Annotated in this window: 14 protein-coding genes, 2 tRNA genes and 2 pseudogenes; 10 read left to right on the top strand and 8 right to left on the bottom strand. The window is 31.0% G+C overall.

Features of this window, described 5'->3' with window-relative positions; all coding sequences use genetic code 11:
• Positions 1 to 49 precede the first annotated feature (49 nt).
• Entirely contained in the window at positions 50 to 688 is a 639-nt protein-coding gene (locus ACZIYX_RS03035; RefSeq protein WP_462680716.1) for a peroxiredoxin, read from the bottom strand.
• A gap of 271 nt (positions 689 to 959) precedes the next feature.
• Here ACZIYX_RS03035 and ACZIYX_RS03030 point away from each other — a divergent pair, with 271 nt between their 5' ends.
• From ACZIYX_RS03030 to ACZIYX_RS03015, 4 genes are all read left to right on the top strand, one after another.
• Positions 960 to 3,194: a tetratricopeptide repeat-containing hybrid sensor histidine kinase/response regulator gene (locus tag ACZIYX_RS03030; RefSeq protein WP_462680715.1), complete on the top strand. Its 2,235-nt coding sequence runs from the start codon at positions 960 to 962 to the stop codon at positions 3,192 to 3,194.
• A gap of 116 nt (positions 3,195 to 3,310) precedes the next feature.
• Complete coding sequence (locus ACZIYX_RS03025; RefSeq protein WP_462680714.1) at positions 3,311 to 4,471, top strand: trans-sulfuration enzyme family protein; 1,161 nt, start codon at positions 3,311 to 3,313, stop codon at positions 4,469 to 4,471.
• Positions 4,472 to 4,526: 55 nt separating this feature from the next.
• On the top strand, positions 4,527 to 5,243 hold the full coding sequence (gene bshB1 / locus ACZIYX_RS03020) for a bacillithiol biosynthesis deacetylase BshB1 (protein ID WP_462680713.1): 717 nt from the start codon (positions 4,527 to 4,529) through the stop codon (positions 5,241 to 5,243).
• Between the two features lie 59 nt (positions 5,244 to 5,302).
• Positions 5,303 to 5,379, top strand: a tRNA-His gene (locus tag ACZIYX_RS03015).
• Between the two features lie 324 nt (positions 5,380 to 5,703).
• Here the strand turns inward: ACZIYX_RS03015 and ACZIYX_RS03010 are convergent.
• A complete protein-coding gene (locus tag ACZIYX_RS03010) occupies positions 5,704 to 6,762 on the bottom strand; it encodes a M28 family metallopeptidase (RefSeq protein WP_462680712.1) in 1,059 nt (352 codons plus the stop codon).
• A gap of 171 nt (positions 6,763 to 6,933) precedes the next feature.
• Here ACZIYX_RS03010 and ACZIYX_RS03005 point away from each other — a divergent pair.
• Positions 6,934 to 7,018 (top strand) — tRNA-Ser (locus ACZIYX_RS03005).
• Between the two features lie 178 nt (positions 7,019 to 7,196).
• Here the strand turns inward: ACZIYX_RS03005 and ACZIYX_RS03000 are convergent.
• Positions 7,197 to 7,358: a hypothetical protein gene (locus tag ACZIYX_RS03000; protein WP_462680711.1), complete on the bottom strand. Its 162-nt coding sequence runs from the start codon at positions 7,356 to 7,358 to the stop codon at positions 7,197 to 7,199.
• A 1,240-nt stretch (positions 7,359 to 8,598) separates the two neighbouring features.
• Here ACZIYX_RS03000 and ACZIYX_RS02995 point away from each other — a divergent pair.
• From ACZIYX_RS02995 to ACZIYX_RS02975, 5 genes and pseudogenes are all read left to right on the top strand, one after another.
• Entirely contained in the window at positions 8,599 to 9,750 is a 1,152-nt protein-coding gene (locus ACZIYX_RS02995) for a helix-turn-helix domain-containing protein (protein WP_462680710.1), read from the top strand.
• Between the two features lie 712 nt (positions 9,751 to 10,462).
• Positions 10,463 to 10,903: a helix-turn-helix domain-containing protein gene (locus tag ACZIYX_RS02990; RefSeq protein ID WP_462680709.1), complete on the top strand. Its 441-nt coding sequence runs from the start codon at positions 10,463 to 10,465 to the stop codon at positions 10,901 to 10,903.
• A 269-nt stretch (positions 10,904 to 11,172) separates the two neighbouring features.
• Positions 11,173 to 11,508 (top strand): annotated as a pseudogene (locus tag ACZIYX_RS02985) (transposase); the annotation flags it as partial.
• Between the two features lie 134 nt (positions 11,509 to 11,642).
• Positions 11,643 to 12,002 (top strand): hypothetical protein, encoded by a 360-nt coding sequence (locus ACZIYX_RS02980; protein WP_462680708.1) that lies wholly within the window; start codon positions 11,643 to 11,645, stop codon positions 12,000 to 12,002.
• Positions 12,003 to 12,407 carry a transposase gene (locus ACZIYX_RS02975; RefSeq protein ID WP_462680758.1) on the top strand — a complete coding sequence of 135 codons (405 nt, stop codon included), beginning with the start codon at positions 12,003 to 12,005 and terminating at the stop codon, positions 12,405 to 12,407.
• A 6-nt stretch (positions 12,408 to 12,413) separates the two neighbouring features.
• Here the strand turns inward: ACZIYX_RS02975 and ACZIYX_RS02970 are convergent, their stop codons facing one another.
• The 5 genes and pseudogenes from ACZIYX_RS02970 to ACZIYX_RS02950 all read right to left on the bottom strand — a co-directional run bounded on the left by ACZIYX_RS02970 (position 12,414) and on the right by ACZIYX_RS02950 (position 21,755).
• Complete coding sequence (locus ACZIYX_RS02970; protein ID WP_462680707.1) at positions 12,414 to 13,142, bottom strand: LytR/AlgR family response regulator transcription factor; 729 nt, start codon at positions 13,140 to 13,142, stop codon at positions 12,414 to 12,416.
• 342 nt (positions 13,143 to 13,484) lie between these two features.
• Positions 13,485 to 14,290, bottom strand: a pseudogene (locus ACZIYX_RS02965) (transposase).
• Positions 14,291 to 14,525: 235 nt separating this feature from the next.
• Entirely contained in the window at positions 14,526 to 16,460 is a 1,935-nt protein-coding gene (locus tag ACZIYX_RS02960) for an OmpA family protein (protein ID WP_462680706.1), read from the bottom strand.
• 16 nt (positions 16,461 to 16,476) lie between these two features.
• A complete protein-coding gene (locus tag ACZIYX_RS02955; protein ID WP_462680705.1) occupies positions 16,477 to 17,406 on the bottom strand; it encodes a PorP/SprF family type IX secretion system membrane protein in 930 nt (309 codons plus the stop codon).
• A 35-nt stretch (positions 17,407 to 17,441) separates the two neighbouring features.
• Positions 17,442 to 21,755 carry a T9SS type B sorting domain-containing protein gene (locus tag ACZIYX_RS02950; protein WP_462680704.1) on the bottom strand — a complete coding sequence of 1,438 codons (4,314 nt, stop codon included), beginning with the start codon at positions 21,753 to 21,755 and terminating at the stop codon, positions 17,442 to 17,444.
• Between the last annotated feature and the right edge of the window lie 485 nt (positions 21,756 to 22,240).

The following is a 22,240-nucleotide window of genomic DNA, read 5'->3' as shown; positions in this document are numbered from 1 at the left end:
AAAATTTCTTCGAAGAAATTCTTCGAAGAAATTTTATCATACTTATTAATTAGTTTGCTGCCAGATATGAAGCTACTCCATCTCTGTTTGCATTCATTGCTTCTTTTCCTTGCTCCCAGTTAGCAGGGCAAACTTCTCCATTTTTTTGAACATGTGTATAAGCATCAATCAATCTCAAAAATTCTGCTACATTTCGACCTACAGGCATATGATTGATTCCTTCATGAAAAACTGTTCCTTCTTCGTCTATCAAATAAGTAGCTCTATAAGTTACATTATCACCTTCAACAGTTACAACACCAGTTTCTTCGTTATACACTTCATTGGTGATATCCAGAATACCTAAAGTACTAGAAAGATTTCGATTAGAATCTGCAAGAATTGGATATGTTACCCCTTCTATTCCTCCGTTATCTTTAGATGTATTTAACCAGGCAAAATGAACTTCTGGTGTATCGCAAGAAGCCCCTATAACGATTGTGTTCCTTTTTTCGAACTCGCTCAATGCTTTTTGAAAAGCATGTAATTCTGTTGGGCAAACAAATGTAAAATCTTTTGGGTACCAAAATAATAATACTTTTTTGTTTTTGCTTTTAGCTTCTTCTAGTATATTAAGCTTAAAAGTATCTCCCATATCGTTCATTGCATCAACGTCTAAGTTTGGAAATTTTTTACCTACAAATGCCATGTTTTTGTTTTTAAATTGATTATTGATTATTTTTACGCTACAAATATACATCTACTTAAAGAACATTTATAGCTACACAATTTTAATTATTTATATCTGAATAGTTTTTTCTAATTATTAAACATTTCTTGTAATCCTGCTTTTATTCCTACAAAAAAAAATAAAAACCTACAAAAACTACGGATAAATTGCACTTTTCTTACGGTGAATTGCACTATCTTCAATCTATTTTTGTATTTTCGCCCTATAAATAACTAAGAATTATTGATCGTTGAAAAACTTTATTCAACATATAATCATCTTATTTTTAATAGGTTTTACTCTAACTGTACAATCTCAGACTTCTTTAATTTCTGATAGCATTCAAGGTTATATTGAAAGGGCTGAAAAATTACAGGAAGAATATAAGTATGAGCAATCTTTAGAAATAGCAAAAGCCGCACTTCAAAATGCGCAATATAACAATGACGACAAAAGTCTTGGATATATTTACAATATTATTGCTAAGAATTATGAAATTAGCGAAGATGACAATAAAGCCCGCAATAATTATAGAAGAGCATTAGTTTATGCACAAAGTTCTAAAAGCAAAATATTAGAAACTGACCTTTATAATAATCTTGCCAGAGTATATACCAAAAACAATTTAACCCGAAAAAAAGGGGTTGATTATTACAAAAAATCGTATGAATTTGCTTTAAAACTTGAAGACACATCCAGGATGATACGCCCATTGTTAAATCTTGGGGAGTATTATATTTCCAGAAATGACTTTGATAGCTCGTACGAGTATCTGGCTCCGGCAAGAAAACTTATTGGCAACCAAGACAATAATCTTGTTAAAACAAAATTGAATGGTCTTTTAGGCAAATATTACCTAAGTGTCCGAAAATTTGAAAAAGCCGAAGAGTATACTAATGAAGCAATATCTTATGCAATTGGGGAAACCAAAAACAAAAAGAACAATGACGAGGTAATTTCTACCTATTATGAAGAATTAGCATCTGCCTACGAAACAAAAGCAGAACTTTATAGTAAACAAGATGATTATAAAAAAGCATTTGGTTTTCAAAAAAAACAATTTCAGAATATTCTAAAATCGAAAGATTATAAAAAACTAAAAGAATTAAGAAGAGAAAACATTAAGTATGAAGTGGATATTTTGGAAAAAAGAGCCAAAAAAGCCGAATCAGAAAAAAAAGAAAGTGAATCTGAATTATTAAAGTGGCGAATTAGCATAATTCTTGGTATTATTTTAATTCTTATCTCTTTGGCCTTTCTTATAAGTTCTTACAAAAACAATTTGCAAAAAAAACGGCTCAATAACGACCTAATAGATAAGAACAAAGAATTAATAAGTGCCAAAGAAACGGCAGAACAAGTTTCAACTTTAAAATCTCAATTTATATCTACTGTAAGTCACGAACTTAGAACTCCTTTATACGGAGTAATAGGGTTAACCTCTTTATTAATGGAAAACCCCGACAAAAAGAAAACCAATGAATATCTGGAGTCTTTAAAATTTTCTGGTGATTATTTGTTAGCTTTAATAAACGATGTTTTACAATTAAGCAAGATAGAAACTAACGAAGTGAAATTAGAAAAAGTTTCTTTTGATATTAACACATTAATAGAAGGAATAGTTAACTCATTGCACACCAAACAAAAAAGCAATAATAACAATGTGCATATTGATATTGACAAAAGGATAAACACTACTTTGCTTGGGGATTCTGTAAGGCTTTCGCAAATACTAATAAATTTAATTGGTAATGCCCTTAAGTTTACAAAAAATGGAAATATTTGGATTACCGTAAAATGTTTAGATATTAAAGAGGAAAGTTATTTATTACGTTTTACAATAAAAGATGATGGTATAGGAATACCACAAAATAAACAACAAACAATCTTTGACAACTTTGCGCAAGTTAAAAACGAAAACCAAGAATATGAAGGCACTGGTCTTGGGCTTGCCATAGTAAAAAAACTCATCCATCTTCATGACAGCGAAATCCACATTGTAAGCAAAGAACAGAAAGGTTCTGAGTTTTACTTTGATCTTTTTTATGAAAAAGCTATCAAAGAACAGGGAATCTCTTTAAAAACAGGAGAAAACATGAGCATAGGAACAAGCAATTTTAATGTGCTTATTGTTGATGATAACAAAATAAATCAAATTGTTACCCAAAATATCTTAAAGAAAAAAGGATATACTTGCAGTATTGCAAACAATGGCATGGATGCCATCAAAATGATAAAAAATGAAAAATTTGATTTAGCATTAATGGATATTAATATGCCAGAAATGAATGGGCTGGAAGCTACAAAAGTTATACGAACATTTAATACCAGTATCCCTGTTATAGCTTTGACTGCTGTTGAAGAAGGTGAAATACGAAATCAGGCCTTAGCTGTTGGCATGAACGATGTTATAATCAAACCTTATGATACCCAACAATTTTTTCAAACAATCATGAAGAATATTTCTAAGGTAAAAATGACTTAAAAAGAGTGCCTTAAAAAAACCAATACCAAACACTCCTGATATTAATTTGTTAAATCTTATCTGATATCTCTTGAATATGTTAATTTAGATGCAAAACTTTAAAATTAGCACCAAATATGAGCACAAAAGATATAGGGTTTAATACTATTTGCACTCACACAGGAGAGATTAAAGACGAGCAATTTAAAGGCGCTATATCACCTATATACCTATCAACTTCGTATGCATTTGAAGGTGTAGAAACAAAAAGATACCCAAGATACTTTAACACTCCCAATCAAGAAGCTTTATGTAAAAAAATAGCAATGCTGGAAAAAGGAGAATCTTCTTTGATTTTTGGTAGTGGTATGGCAGCAATAAGCACTACTTTATTTGCTTTTTTACAAAAAGGAGATCATATAGTTTTACAACGCACTCTGTATGGTGGTACCGCTAATTTGGTAAATGAAGAGTTCACAAAACATGGTATAGAATTTTCCTATGTAAACTCTCAAACAATAGACGGTTTTGAAGAAAAAATACAATCTAACACCAAGGTTATTTATATAGAAACCCCTTCTAACCCATTACTTACTATTACAGATATTAAAGCAATAGGAGAATTAGCAAAGCAAAAAGGGATTACAACCATAATAGACAATACTTTTGCTTCTCCTGTAAATCAAAACCCTATTGCATTAGGGATAGATATCGTACTGCATTCTGCCACAAAATACCTTGGCGGACACAGTGATATTTTAGCAGGAGCCGTTATTTCTAATGAAAAAAATATAAATCAAATTTTTCAAGTAGCTAAAAATTTTGGAGGCAGTTTAAGTGATTTTACAGTATGGATGCTAGAAAGAAGTATAAAAACTTTAGGTATTCGAGTAAAACAGCAAAATAAGAATGCTATCAAGCTTGCAAAATGGCTAGAGAAACATGAAGACATTGCAGCAGTTTATTACCCAGGTTTAAAATCTCATCCTGATTATGGGATTGCAAAAAAACAAATGAAAGGTTTTGGAGGTATTTTATCTTTTGAATTAAAAAAAGAATTAAATGCCAGTAATTTTCAAAAAGAATTAAAACTAATCAAAAGTTCTATGAGTCTTGCCGGAGTAGAAAGCACAATCCTATCCCCCACCCTTACCTCGCATGCGCTGTTAACAAAAGAAGAACGTAATTTGCAAGGAATAAAAGACGGATTGCTTCGACTTAGTGTGGGTATTGAAGAAAAAGAAGATTTAATACAAGATATCCAACAGGCAATAGAAAAAACAAAAAACCAGAAATAAAATAAGCTATAAATATTTTGGCTTATAGTATAAATTAAAAAGCAATAATATATAAATGAAATTAGACATTTTAGCTATAGGTGCTCACCCCGATGATGTAGAATTAGGCTGTTCGGGAACTATAGCCAAAGAAATAGAAAATGGTAAAAAAGCAGGTATATTAGACTTAACCAGAGGAGAATTAGGTACACGAGGCACCCCAGAGATCAGAGATCAGGAAGCAAAAGATGCATCTAAAATCCTGGGGGTTTCTATTCGTGAAAACCTAAGTTTTAAAGACGGTTTTTTTACTAACGACAAAAAACATCAATTAGAAATTATAAAAATATTAAGAAAATACAAACCCGAAATAGTTCTGTGCAACGCTATTACCGATAGACATATCGATCATGGCAAAGGAAGCAAACTGGCTAGTGATTCTTGTTTTTTATCTGGTTTACAAAAAATTGAAACCTATATAGATGGTATAGCCCAAAACCCCTGGAGACCAAAAAATGTATACCATTATATTCAATGGAAAAATATCGAACCAGATTTTGTAGTAGATATAAGTAATCATATCGATAAAAAAATAGATAGTGTAAAAGCATATACCTCTCAGTTTTATAATGCCGAAAGCAAAGAACCTGTTACCCCAATATCCAGTAAAAACTTTTTAGACAGTATTAAGTACAGGGCTGCGGATCTTGGAAGAATAATTGGTGTGCAGTATGCTGAAGGCTATACTGTAGAGCGCTATGTAGCAGTGGATTCCATTTTTAATTTAATTTAATTTAAAAAAAGTTTTGTTTGTATTAAGAAAAGTTTTATTTTTGCAGCCGAAATTACATGGTGGTTGTAGCTCAGTTGGTTAGAGCATTGGTTTGTGGTACCAAGGGTCGCGGGTTCGAATCCCGTCTTCCACCCCAAAATTAAAGGATTACAAGATAACTTGTAATCCTTTTTTATATTTAACAGATATCTGTATACCTTCTTAAATCTCCTCAGGTTACTATATTTTCAAGCAAATATTTTGTTTAACTTAAAGAGTGAGTTTTTTTTACTCTATACTTATAAGTAAAAACATATCAATCAATAGCAATGCTATCCCAAAATTTGCTTTCTTTTTTATCTGAGCCAAAACAATTCGATCCCCTTTTATAGTGATTTCATTTAAGATTGGTATAATTACGAAATTTATCATAAAAAAAGCCCTTAAAGGGCTCTTGAATCTTTAAATACGAAAAAAGGGGTTATTCTCCTTCTTTTATACCATCAACCTTAATTCTTTCTATCCTATTAGCTACTTCCCAAGCTGTATAAAAAACTAACTTTGCCCTCTTTGCCATTAAGTCATAAACAATCTTATCTGGTGTATCTGTAGGTTTATGATAATCCTCATGTACCCCGTTAAAATAAAATATTATAGGAATATTATGTTTTGCAAAATTGTAATGATCGCTTCTAAAATAAAATCTATTAGGATCATTTTTTTCATTATAGGTGTAATCTAAATCTAATTTAGTATATTTTTTATTGGCAGCTTCACTAATATCATGTAATTCTGAACTCAACCTGTCACTCCCTATTAAGTATATGTAGTTTCTTTTGGTTTCCTCATCATGTTTTTCGTCAACTCTTCCTATCATATCAATATTAAGGTCTGTTACCGTATTTTCTAAAGGAAAAACAGGATTCTCTGTATAAAACTTAGACCCATACAGACCTTTTTCTTCACCTGTAACATGTAAAAATAAAATAGATCGTTTAGGACCAACACCATCTTTTTTAGCTTGTTTAAAAGCACTTGCAATCTCCAAAAGGCTTACAGTCCCCGAACCATCATCATCTGCCCCATTATATATATTTCCTTTTTCGTCTACTCCTACATGATCATAATGTGCAGAAAGCACAACTATTTCATTTGGTTTTTCGGTTCCTTCGATAAATGCTAAAACATTTTCTGAAGATTTAATACCTCCTCTAAAATAGCTTTCCGGAATTTCTTGATAGTAATCATCCCCTCCAAAAGGAGATGGTATTCCCATTTTTTTATATTGGGTCTTTAAATATTCTGCGGCTTTTTTTTGTCCGGCTTCTCCTGTATCGCGCCCTTCAAAATCATCTCCTGCAAATACGTACAAATAATCTTTTAATTCTTTTGCCGTAATACTTTCTGCATACGTAACTGCAACTGACCCTGTATTTATATCGGATGTTGAATCTGTTTTTGATGGATTTGTTGTAGGGTTTTGAGAAGTTCCACAACAACACATTATAAATGAAGTAACTAAAACTAAAATATTTTTCATGTAATTCTTTAATTAATAGCGCACAATATAATCATTTCATCGCATATTTTTTAAAGCTCTTTTCTTCTTTCAAAAAAATACTTAAAATATTTTATGTTTTTTCTTTTTAGATTTAAAAAAGGTATTATATTTGCACCCGCATTCAAGGAATACTTGATGAGATCAAACACTGGAGAAATGGCAGAGTGGTCGAATGCGGCAGTCTTGAAAACTGTTGAGGGTCACACCTCCGGGGGTTCGAATCCCTCTTTCTCCGCTGAAATTTATTCAATTTCCACCAAAGTCCTGTAAACATAATGTTTACAGGACTTTTTAGTTTCTACAAAACATCAAAAAGTGTATTAAAAACCATTCTGTTGGAGACCTATTAGGTGACCTTTTTTAAACCTTAATTAGAATCAAGACCAAACGTTGTGTTTATGCAAATATTCTGGTTAATCAAAACAAGAAGAGTTTTTCGTTTTTAACTCCTCTGGGATATCTATTTTCTCTTCAAAATATAAATGAAGTATTTTATCTTTGGTAGTGTTAGCCGCCAAATCAAAATGGGCAACCAGTAATTCAGGTAATACAAACTTAAGTAAATCTTCGTTCAAATTTTATATTTAAAATCTTATTATAGACTTTGTTAAAACAATTTTTTCTTTTTTATTATTAACTATGAATTAGCGATTAAATTCATTTAGTTTTTTCATTTATTACCTGATTACTAACAATTATTACTTAGCACTCATAGATTCTATTCAGTTCTATAATCTTTGTAAGAATGGAAAAGATTTGGTTTATCAAAAAATGGCTTAATTATATTATCAATATAACAACCTCGTTTTTTATCTTCATAGGATTCTTAATCATTTCCGATTATAAATACCTCCTAGTTTTTGTTGGGGTTAGTATCTTTACCGTAAATAAAATATATCCTTTGTATTGTAAAAATTATATAAAGCATAGTAGTGACTATATATGTATAAAATTAAATCAACCAAAAATTTATAAGATCCATTTTAAAGATATTGAGTTTGTCCATTTTAAACACTTATATTTTACAATTACAAAATTTAATGGAGATAGATTTATTTTTAATATACAAATGTTCTCTAAGCGAGATATTTCTATACTAAAAAATATTTTAATTAAGTAGTATCTGTTATTCGAAGCCTAAAAAGTTTAGAAGTAATGACGCGAGATATATAAAATCAGGGGCTATTGTATAAAACAAATTAAAATAATAGACTAATACAATTTTTTCATAACTTTTCTTTAAACCAGCAATAAGTTGTCAAATTCAATTTCTGAATATAACTTTTTAAGTTCCGAATAAGTGGCTACTTTCTTTTCATTAAAGTTTATTATATTCGATTTTCCAATCTTTTCAATATTCTTAGCAAAGACATTTAAATGATTATCAAAATTATACAAGTATAATCTTAAATAAGAAATTTCATTATTATTAATTCCCGTTACACTTTTGAGTTTAGACATCATAGCTAAATGTAATTATAAAGTTAAAATTCGATTTAAAAGCAACTTCATTATGAATCAATTACCAATGCGGTAATAAATGGTCTATCCATAAAATAAGCGGGAATAATTTTATTTGTTTTTATCGAATTTTAATATTAGAAATACACCTTTCTAAAAGCTAATATGGATTATTTGTTTTTCTTAAAATATGCTGTTTAATCTACATGCACATATTAATAGTTTAACGAAATATTAACACGTAGGTGGTATTTTAGTCGATTCATTTTTTAATACTTTTGACCTTTATTTTATACCCCAAAACATTTATATTTCCTTAGGGCATGCTTTCATCCCAAAAGGATATACCTTAACATGAAAGAATTATTTTTATTTTTAGCCTACTTCGGTCTTATATTAAGTATTTTATATTCTCTAATAACATTATTATTAAATAAATTTAAGTCGATTTCTAAAATCTTAATGTTATTTTGTGTACTTGCTTGTACTATACCTCTTTTTTTTTGGACATTTTTTCAAGGGTCTTTACCTTTAAAAAATCAAGCACATCTTTGGGTAATTAGTTTTCCTTTCTTTTTTTTTGCCGGATCACTTCTATATTTATATGTAAAATCAGTTTTAAGAAATACAAAAGTGTTTAATAAATGGGAATTAATGCATCTAATACCTGTATTAATTCATTTTATTGAACTTACGCCATTTTATTTACTTCCATCTAAAGCTAAAAAAGAATCCCTCTCTTTGTACATATTACATCCAGAAAAAACATCGGAAATGTCTATCTTTTTGTTTTCTATGAATACTCATCTTTATTTTAAAGGTGTATTTTGGATGTTTTATTTATTTATAACATTTCGCTTATTATTTACATTCAAAAAAGAAAACGCATCGTGGATTACAAAAAATACCCATATTTGGTTTTGGGTTATTAGACTTACCGTTATAAACGCATCAAGCCTGCTTTTATATATTATTGGTTTTATTTTTATTGATAGTTTTATTTTAACGAAAGCCTTAGCTTTACCAAATTTATTTCTTGTTTTAGCCTCAGTAATTGTTCTTATGTTCAGCCCTAAAGTATTATATGGATATAAGTCTCATATTCCTTCTAAAAAGATCTCAAAACTTAAAAGTTTTGAGCTTACATCAGTAAAAATTGAAGAGTATAAGAAAAAAATTGAACTGTTGATTAATGATAAAAATGTTTACCTTATAAAAAATTATTCTATAAAAGACATGTCTAACGACCTAGATATACCTGTCCATCATTTGTCTATTGTAATAAATAATGAATTATCCACAAACTATGCTAGCTATATTAATAAATGCCGTATAAACTATATCATAGAACACAGATACGATAAGGAATGGATTAATTTCTCGTATGAGGGCATGGCGAAAGAAGCTGGTTTTAATTCTAGAAATTCGTTTTATAAAGCATTTAAAAAAGCAACAGGATTAACTCCCTCAAAATATTTTGAAAATGAAAAAAAGTATAAAATATAGAAACGCTTATTCTTATCATTAAAGGATTATAAAAAATGTTTTACTTTTTTATAATTTCTGGTCTCGTCCTAAGGACGAACACGACTTGCTACTTTTTAGAGGGGTAACTGTAATAATATTGATATAATTGTTTTTTTTATCCCAAATTGCGCATTAGAAAAAAATGGTTAGATTTAAGAGTTAAACCTCTAACGCTGAGCATTAAAAAAATCTAGTTATGAAATTTGATTTATCCTTTACCAATCAACAAATTACACCTTGGGGTGATATAGTTTTTTTTAAGTAAATGATGGATAAAATGGAATTTAGAACTCATTTAGAGACTTGTGCAAACTTGCCCACGCAAAATTCTAATCGTGGTTATAAAGTTTCTACCATTTTAGAGTCTTTCCTTACCAGTATTTGGTTCGGTGCTAATCGGTTTTACATACTGAGATCACTCGATCGGATAATGCTTTGGGAAATATTTTTGATTAGAAACAAACCCCGGATCAAGACGCTTATAAAAGATATTTTAAGAAGTTTACCCCGTCCATCAACCAAAATGTATCTAAGTACTTTTTCACTTGTTTTTTTCAAAATATCAATATAGAGCATTTTACCCTTGATATTGATTCTACTATAATGACACGTTATGGCTCTCAACTGGAGGCAAAGAAGGGTTGTATCAAATATACTTTGAATTTTCTCAATAAATTTATATCTTTTGGCTATGGCAAAAAGAATTGATATTCAGATAAAAGAGAGCGAATTAGGTTTACTCAAATTACAAAACAAACAATCTACTATTCTGAAAAAGAGCAGGGTAAAAGCATTATTGCTGATTAAACAAGGTAAAGTGATGTATACCCGCGATCTTTCCCAAAAGCTTAAATATGAACGTAAAACAATCTACAACTGGCTCAAAACATATAAAATCAAAGGTTTAGAAGGTCTAGTTACGGTAAATAGTGGAGGGAACAATACTCGATTAATAAATGAAATTACTAAATCTGCCTTATCTAAAAAATTAGCAGATCCCAATATTACTATCACTAGTTATGTAGAATTATTAGAATGGGTTCAATCCAATTACCAGCCCAAGATCACTTATGCTACTTTATATAAACATTGTAGGGTACATCATCGAAGTAAATTAAAGATCACATCATAAAAAAGATGATAAGGCAGTAGAAGCCTTTAAAAAAACTACCTGATCTGTTTCATAAAATTAGAATAAATAAAAATAAATTTACTAGTGTAAATATCTATTTTCAGGATGAAAGTAGATTTGGCTTGATGACCAAACAAAAAAAAGTCCTTGTCAGTAAAGGGGTTAAGCCTGTATTAAAGTACCAACATTCTTATCGCTACCTATGGCTTTGGAGATGTTTTTCCCCCATAACAGGAGCTACTTTCTATTAGGAAACCCCTGTTGTTTCCAATGATATCTTTGAAGAGTTTTTACGAGCCTTTAGCAGCCAGAATCCTAAAGAGCTTAAACTACTTATTATTGATAATGCAGGATTTCATGCCTGCAAAAATATTGAAATCCCTGAAAATATTGTTTTGATAAGAATACCACCATATACCCCTGAGCTTAATCCAGCAGAGAAAGTATGGCAATGGATGAAAAACAGAGTGGCAATGAAATTTTTCCCTTCAATAGAAAGATTACAACAGAAAATCACACTAATGGTAAACCAACTAACCCCTAAACTAATTAAATCAATCACAGGATATGAATTATATACAAATTTATTTTATGAAAATTTTTAAAGCCTAAATGGTATTATAACCCAAAGAAAAGAGGCAGGGTATCTCGCCATCCACTAATTGCTTTTGTAGGAGAGCTACGTATGGTGGCTAACTTTTGATTGTGTAGTGGTAATTCAAACAGCGCCAATAACTTTATGAGCTTTTTAGCGGACACGCTTTATATCTTTGGTCATAAAAAGGTAGGATTGGTTCGTTTAGATTCGGGATTTTGCCAAAAGAATGTCTTTGACTATTTGGAACAACAACTCAACTACATTGTAGCTGCTAGATTTTTGCATCCTATTCAACGTTTGATAGATAAACAACAATCTTGGATAGTTATAGATGATGGTATCGAAATATGTAGCAAAACCTATCAGGCTGAATCTGGGGATAAAGCTAGACGGATTGTTATTGTTAGGCAAAAGATAAAGAAAAGACCTAACGCATCGGGTAAGACTTTAAACCTCTTCCCAGAGGATGAACTCCATAGAAACTATCGCTATTCCGCCTAAATAATCAATCAAACCTACAGTGCAACAGATGTTTGGCGAAACTATCGTGGCAGGGCAAATTGTGAAAATAGAATCAAAGAACTCAAACAAGATTTTGAAGCAGATAACTTCTGTTTAAAATATTTTTGGGCTACAGAAGCAACCTTGATTTTTGTGATGATAGCTTACAATCTGATGAGTCTCTTTAGACTTTTTATATTACAGGAAAAAACACAGAAAACCCTATCCACATTGAGATATAAAGTCTTTGCTGTTGGGGCATACTTTCAAAAATCCAAAGACACCATAAAACTTAAAGTAGCACTGCATAAAAAACGAAGAAAATGGTTTTTAGGAATTTGGGATTATGATAACTCTTTCTTCCTTCTAAGTGTTTTTTATATAGAAAAGCATCTAACACTTTAACAAAAATTAGCTCTTTAATCTAATAAACTTATGAAAATCCTCTTGTCTTCTTTTAGCTATAGGAATTGTAACTCTATTGACTAGTTCACAATAAGCTCCTTCTTTTTTAATAATGCTTTCTAAATACATTATATTTATAATATATCTATGGTGTATTCTATAAAAGAAGTTTTTGTTTAAAAGCTTTTCATACTTACCTAAATTCTTACTTGACACAATTTTTTTATCTTTGGCCAGGAAAAAAGTAGTATATTTTCCGTCGGCCATACAAAAAAGAATATCTTTCATTTCAATAAAGTTAACTTTATCCACAGAAGGTATTGCTAAAAAATCAAAACTATTTTCACTATCTTCATTATTATTGGTCTTATTTATAAAGTTTATTACTTTGTTGATTGACAAAATCACATTTTCATCTCTATATGGTTTTAGAATAAAGTCAATCGCATTCTTTTGAAAAGCATTAATAGCAAAATCTCTTTCTGAAGAAGTAATTATTACCGAAACCCCATCTAACGTAAATAAATCTAAAAAATCAAAAACTATTAAGTCTCCAAACATAACATCAAAGATCACAATATTAGGTTTATTGTTTAACACCTCCAAAACACCTTCACCTATAGATAAAGAATAACTGATTTTCTTAATATTTTTAAAATGTTTTAATATAAGTTTTTTTAAAGTTAAAATACTTGTTAGACTATCGTCTATTATTGTAATACTATAATTCTCCATTTTTTTTGAGTCGAGGTCTTTTTAAATTATCATTAATACTTTAAGTGCATAAAAAAGTAATTATGTAGTTAATTAACTACATGTTTTATTATTCAATAATTAAGCTTTTAAACTTATCTCTTTACACAAATCGTAGAATAAAACCTCATTTTATTCTTTAACAAAAATATAAGACACATCTGCTTTTCTCTGAGTATATGAGAAGATAACAGTCTTTATTTACAAAAGAGGACAAGTTTAACCTTAATTTTAAGGTTCTAAGATGATAAATTAATAACCACCCGTTGTGCATTTAGGTTATGTTAATTTTTAGGCTATTGATATTTCAAACTTATTGATATACTAAATAATTGTCATTGCTGTTATTTTTGACAATATTCGGTTTTTTAACCCATCGAAATATTTTGCATATTTCCTTCTGATCATAAATTGATCGCAGAGTTGAAAAAACAATGTTTCAATACATTTTCTTGATTTTCTGAATATATAAGGTTGTTCTTTAATTAATTTGACTTTTCTTATAGAAGCTTCAAGTCTAATGTTACAACTCTCAAATAGATTTAGATAAGTATCCCTCTGTCTCCTAGTAATAAACAATCCCTTAATTGATATTGTATGTCCTTTAAATAGTTGATGTCGTGTATAAAATCCGGACTAATGTCCAAGCTTTCTACTCTCTGCAAGGAACAAACAGCATGAAGTTTACAGCTTTAATAATGAATCGATTAACTGGTACAATATCCTTTTTCAAGTAAGCTATAATCTTGTTCTTTACATATTTTACTTCTAGCGCTTCTGGATAATTTACAGACTTCTTAAAGGCATGCTGTCAATAATATAGCCCATGTTGAGTATCATTCAATCTGCCTGCTATTTTTTTGCAAAGCGATTCTCGAAAACAAAACAATTTTCGTTTTCTTCTATGGTAGACACTTCGTTCTATTCTATTAGCTAAAGCTGAAGGTAAAATTCGAAAAAGTTGGCATACTATCGATACTCATCTATTCTGATGTTAAGTCTATAGCTATAAGTTTTTTATTTCTAAGTTTTGGTTTACGTATTTGATGTAAATAATTCATTTCTGAATCTAAACAAAGTAAAATCTTGAGTGTTTTTTCGTAATTTACTAGAAAGTTGCACTTAAAAATTATAGTTCGGCAACTACAGTTTACTGATTTTTAACAGTTTGTGCAACGGATTTGTATTAAAAACATTTATTGAAAGGGGATTCTTGTTCATAAAAAAGGTAACCTTTGATACTATTGCTTTTCTATAGTTTCGAAAAACAAAACGGCACTGTTTTTTTTAAATATTAACAACTTCTATAGAGGTCTCCAGACATATTCTGGAAACCTCATTTAGGTTATAAATTAGGATTACCAATTATTTCATTGAAATAATTATAAATTCACTTCTTCTATTGGCTTGATGTTCTTTCTCACTACATTTCATCCCATCATAACAATGATTAACCAATTGCGTTTCTCCAAATCCTTTTCCTATTAGCCTTCTAGATTCGATACCATTTTTTATTAACCACTCCATAGTAGCCTTAGCTCTTCTATTAGATAGTTTAAAATTATATAGCGAGGTTTGTCGGCTATCTGTATGTGAACGGATCTCGATTTTCATTTTAGGATATTGTTGCAAAACGGCTAGTACTTTAGCTAACTCAATGGCTGTATCTTTTCGAATATATGATTTATCCAAATCAAAATAGATCATAGGGATATCCAGTACTTTAACTAAATCTGTTCCTACTTCTATTGGTATAATTCGTTTTTCTAACTCTATTGGGAAATAGGTATCTCCATTTATTTGCTGTAATGAGACTTTATATTCTTTAGTTTCATAATCTCGATGTTCTGCTCTTATATGATACGTTTTTCCAATTTCAACTATAAAATCATATTCAGCTTTATCATCTGTAGTACTCTCTTTTAAAAGATTAAATTTTTCATCATATAAGCTTATTTTAGTCCCTACTAATGAACCTCTTGTCTTCTTATCTATAACAATACCCTTTAAAATTTGCTCAAACATTATCCTTTTGGTTTCGATAAACCTATAAATATCATCATACCCTTTTCCTCCCTCTCTATTTGAAGAAAAAAAACCTTTTCGATTTTTATCAATAACGAATGCAAAATCATCATTTGCCCCATTAACAGGGCTTCCAATATTTAATACTTCATAAGAATTTTTGTTCTGTATTATATTAGTTACATATATATCTAATCCACCAAGTCCGGGTCTACCGTCACTTGCATAATACAATTCATTATCTGTACTTACAAACGGAAAGGTTTCTCTTCCTTCTGTATTTATTTTTTCACCTAAATTCTCAGGATTTGAATAACTCCCATCTTCATTAATAGAAACTTTAAATAAATCTGATTGCCCTATTGTTCCCGGCATATCTGAAGCAAAATATAAGGTTTTTTCATCTATACTAAGAGCAGGATGTGCTATACTATACTGGTCACTATTAAATGGTAATTCGGTGATATTCTTCCATTTCCCATCTTTGAATGTTGCCTTAAATATTTTTAATAAAGTTATTCCTTGTCTGTCTCTCCTCCTTTTACCCTTTAAAAAGTTAGATCTAGTAAAGTACATTGTTAAGCCATCTTTAGTAAAAACAGGTGTAGATTCATTAAACTTTGAGTTTACTTTTCTTTCGAATAGCTTTGGTTCCATTAAAGTGCTATCAGACTTTATATCGGATATATATATATCGGAAAAAGGCTGATTCGTCCATTTAAAAACTTCTTTTGGATTTCTGTCTGTATTTCGATTAGAAGTAAAAACCAGTTTATTTCCAAAAAATGAAGTTCCATAATCTGAAAATTCTGAATTTAGCTCTGTTGTTCTTACATTAAAACGTCCTGAGTTCGCTCTAATTTCTTCTAGATAGTTTCTGTTTTTATTATACAATTTTGCTCTTAGCTCGTTTTCTGATTTCTTATTAAATTGCTCTAATAATTCATCTGACTTAGCATAATCACCGATTGATTTAAGTGTTTGTGAGTATCTATAAAGATACTCAGAGCTTTGATTCTCATTCATTAAAAAAAGCTCCTTATACCACTTAGAGGCTTTATCAAACTTTGCATTAAAGTAATAAGCATTACCCAATCTTTGGAACATTTCTTCATCTTTATAATAGTCCATTACAGACTCATAAGTTGTAATAGCATCTATATAAGCATAACTCTCATATTGTTTATTTGCAATACTTATTTTTTTCTTTTGGGCATATCCTAAATGCGTTACCATCGATAAAACAATAGCGTGAATAAGTGTTTTTATTTTCATATTGGGTATAAAAAAATTAGAAAAATCTTTGAGATATTATTTTATAACAACATTTATTGGGCAATTCAAATCGTAAAAATATTTCGTGAGATCCTGAATTAAAATTATACAAACGTGCTGCCTCTAAATCATATCCATAGCCTATAAACCAAGAATCATTGATTTTGAAACCAGCCAATGCACTCATAGCGGCATTCCATCTATATGAAACTCCAGCCACAAACTTATCATTTATCAAAAAATTTGCTGATAAATCTACTTGTAGAGGAGCCCCATAGACCATCTTGGTTAATATGGAAGGCTTAAACTTTATCTCCCTATTTATATCTAGTACATGACCCGCCATTAAATAGTAATGTATTCTTGTTTTTGATACATGACTACTAGACGCAATTGCTGCTTCCCGATTAAAATATTTGGTTTCCAGTAAATTTAAAGCTGATAAACCAACGTATGTTTTATCTGAGTATAAGTATAAACCAGCTCCTATATCAGGAGAAAATTCATCATTAATATTCGTATCAAACTGATAATCGTTGTTATCATCCGGATTTAATACAGTAAAATCAATATTTAACAAATTTGCAGTAGCTTTTAAACCAAAAGAGAGTTTATAGGTTTCAGACGTATTAATGTTGTATGAAAAATCGAATGCTAAACTACTGTCATTCGAAGGGCCTATCTTATCGTTCATAATAGTAAACCCTAATCCTACATTATCTTTAAATATTGGTGTGCTCATTGACACTATATTAGTTGTTGGTGCACCTTGAAGCCCTACCCATTGAGCACGATGTAAAGTGAAAATACTAAACGTTCCTCTTGAGCCTGCATAAGCCGGATTTATATTTATAGTATTGTATATATATTGCGTAAACTGAGCATCTTGTTGGGCAATAATGCTTAACGATGCTAGCAAAAAAAATAAGGTTGCTTTTAATTTCATGCGCTTGATTTTAGTTGTTTTAAATCTTTTTTCTTCTAATCATTACTTCCTAAATATAAATAACCTGATTTTTGATGTGTTTTAAAATTATAGTCCTCGTATCTTAAAACATAAAAGTAAGTGCCGCTTGGTAACCCTTCATAAGATTTTATTGTGAAACGACCCTCAGACATTCCTTTAAAAGTATTATCTAAATTATTATATTGGTTTTTCTCATAAACCAAAACTCCCCAACGATTATATATCCTGACACTATTATTAGGATGGCATTCCAATCCTTCTATCTTTAAGAAATCGTTTTTACCATCATTGTTGGGTGAAATAGCATTATATACTGTTATCTTGCATCCAGATCCTGGATCCAACTCAAATCTTACTCCCGATGTGTCCTGAACATTTCCATTTAAACTTTCCCCAAATACAGTGGCTTCATTTAAAATAAATCGCGCATCTATATCTGTTTGCTTAATGGTATAAGTGCCAGTAAAATAAGTTGAGTTAGACTCTCCTGCTGCCAAAGACAACACGCCTTTTCCTCTTTCAATCTTAAGTCCTGGTAATAAGTCACTAAGGGTTATATTGGCTAATACAATGCGTCCTGTATTCGTTATAGTAAATTTATAAGTAATAGTCTCATCGACCTGTGCATAAGAATCTCCATTTTCGTCATTAAACTGAGCTGTTTTTATTAAATCGATATCTGGGCACAGTATATCTGGTACAACTAGTAATGTAAACGAAGAGACACAACCCGTTAATGTATTGGTAGTGGTTAAACTATAATCTCCCGCAGATAAATTATCAAATGTAGCAGATTCTTGGGCTATTGGTGCTACTACAGGATTGATACCTGTTAAAGTATAAATCACATTAGGGGCTGGTAATGGCTCAATAACCTCAATGGTACCTGTTTGAGCCGGGCAGGCAGGAACCTTTGTTACACTTGCCAATGGTGCTACTGGATTAGAAGGAACATCATTAATCGTTATTGTTGTAGATAAAGATTCGCAACCTGTTACTGTATTAACTGCCGTTAATATATAAACTTCTGGTAAAAGATTACTAAATGTAGAACCCGATTGTCTTACTTCACTTCCAAAATTAGAATCTGTTAGTACAAATTCTATATTGGAATCTGGTGCTGGAGAAGTAATTTCTATAATGCCCATTGGAACTGGACAGGAAGGTTGTGTTACATTTACTATGGGAGTTGCAGGAGGTGGTGGAATAGTATTAATCGTTATACTTATAGATGAAGTACATCTTGTATCTTCATTAAGAACATTTAGTGTGTAATTTCCTGGTTCTAAACCAACAAATCTTGTATTATTAGATGGTAAGATTATAATTTCTCCTGTAGTTTCTATCCTTAATGTATATAATGAATTTGATGGAATTGGAAGATTGACCTCGATGGTTCCTTTTTCAATAATACAAGTAGGATGTGTTATACTTACTTCTGGAGTTGCTGGTAGTAATGGAATATCATTAACCGTCAGATTTATAGATCCAGATTCACAACCTGTTACAATATCTGTGGTCGTTAAACTATAATTGCCTGGTGCTACATTAACAAACGTTGGCGTGTCCTGCGTTACCGAGGGTACAACCAGGTTATTACCTGTTAAGGTATATTCTACATTTGCTCCTGGTGTTGGAGCACTAACCACAATTATTCCTGTTTGTACCAGACAAGTAGGTTGAGCCGTTACACTTGCTACAGGTGGATTTGGTAGAGGTGGAATAGCATTAACCGTTAAACTTATAGCTTCAGATTCACAACCTGTTACAATATCAGTGGTCGTTAAACTATAATTGCCTGGTGCTACATTAACAAACGTTGGCGTATCCTGCGTTACCGAGGGTACAACCGGGTTATTACCTGTTAAGGTATATTCAACATTTGCTCCAGGTGTTGGAACGCTAACCACAATTGTTCCTGTTGATACCAGACAAGTAGGTTGAATCGTTACATTTGCTATGGGTCTTGATGGAATAATTTTATCTTTAACTTCAATACTCGCAGATGCAGATGTACAAAGTGTTGTTTTATTGGTTGCTATCAATTTATATACTCCTGGTAATAAGTTAAAAAATATAGGCGTATTTTGTGTTACAGGGGCTACGACAGGGTTTTCACCGGTTAAGGTATATTCTATATCATTTCCCGGTACTGGAGTTTTAACCTCGATAGTTCCAGTTAAGATAATACAGGTAACATGTATTGTTTCGGCAACAGGAAGAGGTGGAGCCGATGGATTATCATTAACCGTTAAAACTATAGGATCTGATTCACATTTTGTTATTTCGTTAGTAGTGGTAATAGAATAATTACCAGGAGACAAATTGGTAAACACAGGAGAACTTTGACTAATTGTCAATGAATTAGAATCTGTTAAGGTGTATTTTACATCTGGTGCTGGTGCTGGAGAAGTAACTACTATAGTACCTTCTGAAACAGGGCAAGTAGGATGAACTGTTACGCTTGCTATAGGTGGATTTGGTCGAGGTGGAATAGCATTAACCGTTAAACTTATAGCTTCAGATTCACAACCTGTTACAATATCAGTGGTCGTTAAACTATAATTGCCTGGTGCTACATTAACAAACGTTGGCGTATCCTGCGTTACCGAGGGTACAACCGGGTTATTACCTGTTAAGGTATATTCAACATTTGCTCCAGGTGTTGGAACGCTAACCACAATTGTTCCTGTTGGTACCAGACAAGTAGGTTGAACCGTTACACTTGCAATAGGAGGTGGTGGGTTTTGCTTAGTTAATATATCTATACTTCTAGTAGTTGTACAACCATCTGTATTAGTTGCTATAACATAGTAACCCATTCCTGCCGAAAGGTTTGACCAAATCAACTCTAAGCCAGTTCCCTCTCGAACGCCTTGAACCTTTGTATTGGAAGCATTGTACAACTGATAATCTACCCCGATTTCTGAAGTGTTTATCGTAATAATCCCTGAATTGAGTGATTGCAAAGAACAAATTGCATTCCCTGTTAATAAAAAGTCTTCTGGGGATGACAACTTAGCCAAAATACTAAACTCAACAGACGCATCGGATGTAAAATATCCATTAAATCTTTTTATGGTATAACGCACATCTGGCAACATTCCTATAACCCTTCCTGATATTTCATCTATGTATACATCTGCTGAAACGTCCCCTTGTCCTGATACGCTTACATAGTATATACTCGTTATATCAAAATCTTCAATTGTTGCTGTACCATCGTTAAAACAATCTGGAGGATTAATTTTAATTTTGGGTGTTAGATCTATTTTATTTCCAATACCATCGTTAGAGCTTGTAGGGTCGGATTTAAACATCAATTCAATGATAGATGGGGTGTGGGCAACCCAGTAGATGTCTCTACCTTCTTCATACGCGTTAGTAGTCTTATCAAAAATCTTATCAATATTTTTTATTCTATAAATATTACCTGTTTTATTATTTGAAAAAAAGAAGTCTACATCGCCATTCTCTTTTTTATTAAGCCAAGTGGCTCCAAAATCCGTTAATGCTTCTGTTTGTTGGTCACTTCCTGCTCTCTTTATCTTTATAACTTTGATGTCTCTTTTGCCTGTTTCAGTATCTATAACCAATAAGTGATAATAATCATTGCGTATTGTTCTGCCATTAAAAAGTCTATTACGTGGATGACGTGTCATCCCATAAATTCTACCGTTGTGCTCACCGTAATCTGCTGCTGAGGAACTAGTGCCAATTGCATCAAAAGATATTTGATTATGCATTAATGGTAAGTCGCTAAATGTTCCACTTTTGCTAGGCACAATTTCTTTACCATCTGCATCAATAAGACTAGCTATTACGATCTTATTACCAGCATCCCTAAAACCTAATTTATCATCACCAACAGGAAATAAATTATTAAAAAGCCCAACCACACCGCTTACTTCATTAAATCTAATCCTTCCTTGATATTCAAATCTCTCTTCATTTCCACCTGTAGTTTTTATATAATCGTAAACATTAAGAGACATATGTTTAGCTTTGACTTCAGAGTCAGCATTTGGATCTAGAAAACTTTTAGCCATAACAGCAACATACAAACGTCCTGTACTCTCTACAAAGGCTGCACATTGTGCCCCGGAATAGTCAATAACCCCTCCCAAAGCCTGAACCTCGACAAATTTGTTTTTTTTATCAAATCTATATACTTTTATTACAGGTTCCCCAAAAACGTCTAGAGATCCTCTTGTATGATAAAAGGTTTCCAGATCCTTCTTTTGGCTTTGAGACCAACCCTTAAAGCTTGATAAACAAATCAAAACTATTGGGAAAAAAAGCATGAAATTTATTACTGTCTTTCTCATATCACAATTTTTAGATTAATTAATTTTTTGTTGTTAACACCCTGTTTTTTGTTAAAGGTATTTTGTCTTACTTAGATTATTAAGTCACAAGTAATAATTGGCGATAACAGAGAACAAATGGAAATAATTTTAAGAATACTGATAAAGCTAATTTGTTATAATTAACTGAGTATTTTTTTAGAGTGATAATCTACATACAAGTAAAAAAAGAAGGATTACTTTAATTCAATGTGTTTTTTTTCAGTTATTTATACCCTTAATTAGGGTCTGCTGAAAAACTAAGATGTAAAATGTATCTATAGTTTTTACTCAAAAGCATCTAGTTTTAGTGTTTTTTATTCCTAAAGATGATATTTAGAGCCATTTATTACACTTTTTTAGTCATTTTCTTTTTTGTTAAAAATAAAGATGCAAGTAAAATTAAGACATTGTACTGAAAAACCTTGCACCTTATAGATTGAGTACGACTCAAAACATCAATAAAA

The organism is Aquimarina sp. (assembly GCF_977115655.1).
Note: the sequence above shows the minus strand (reverse complement) of the source record. Positions and strands in the feature narration are given on the sequence as shown.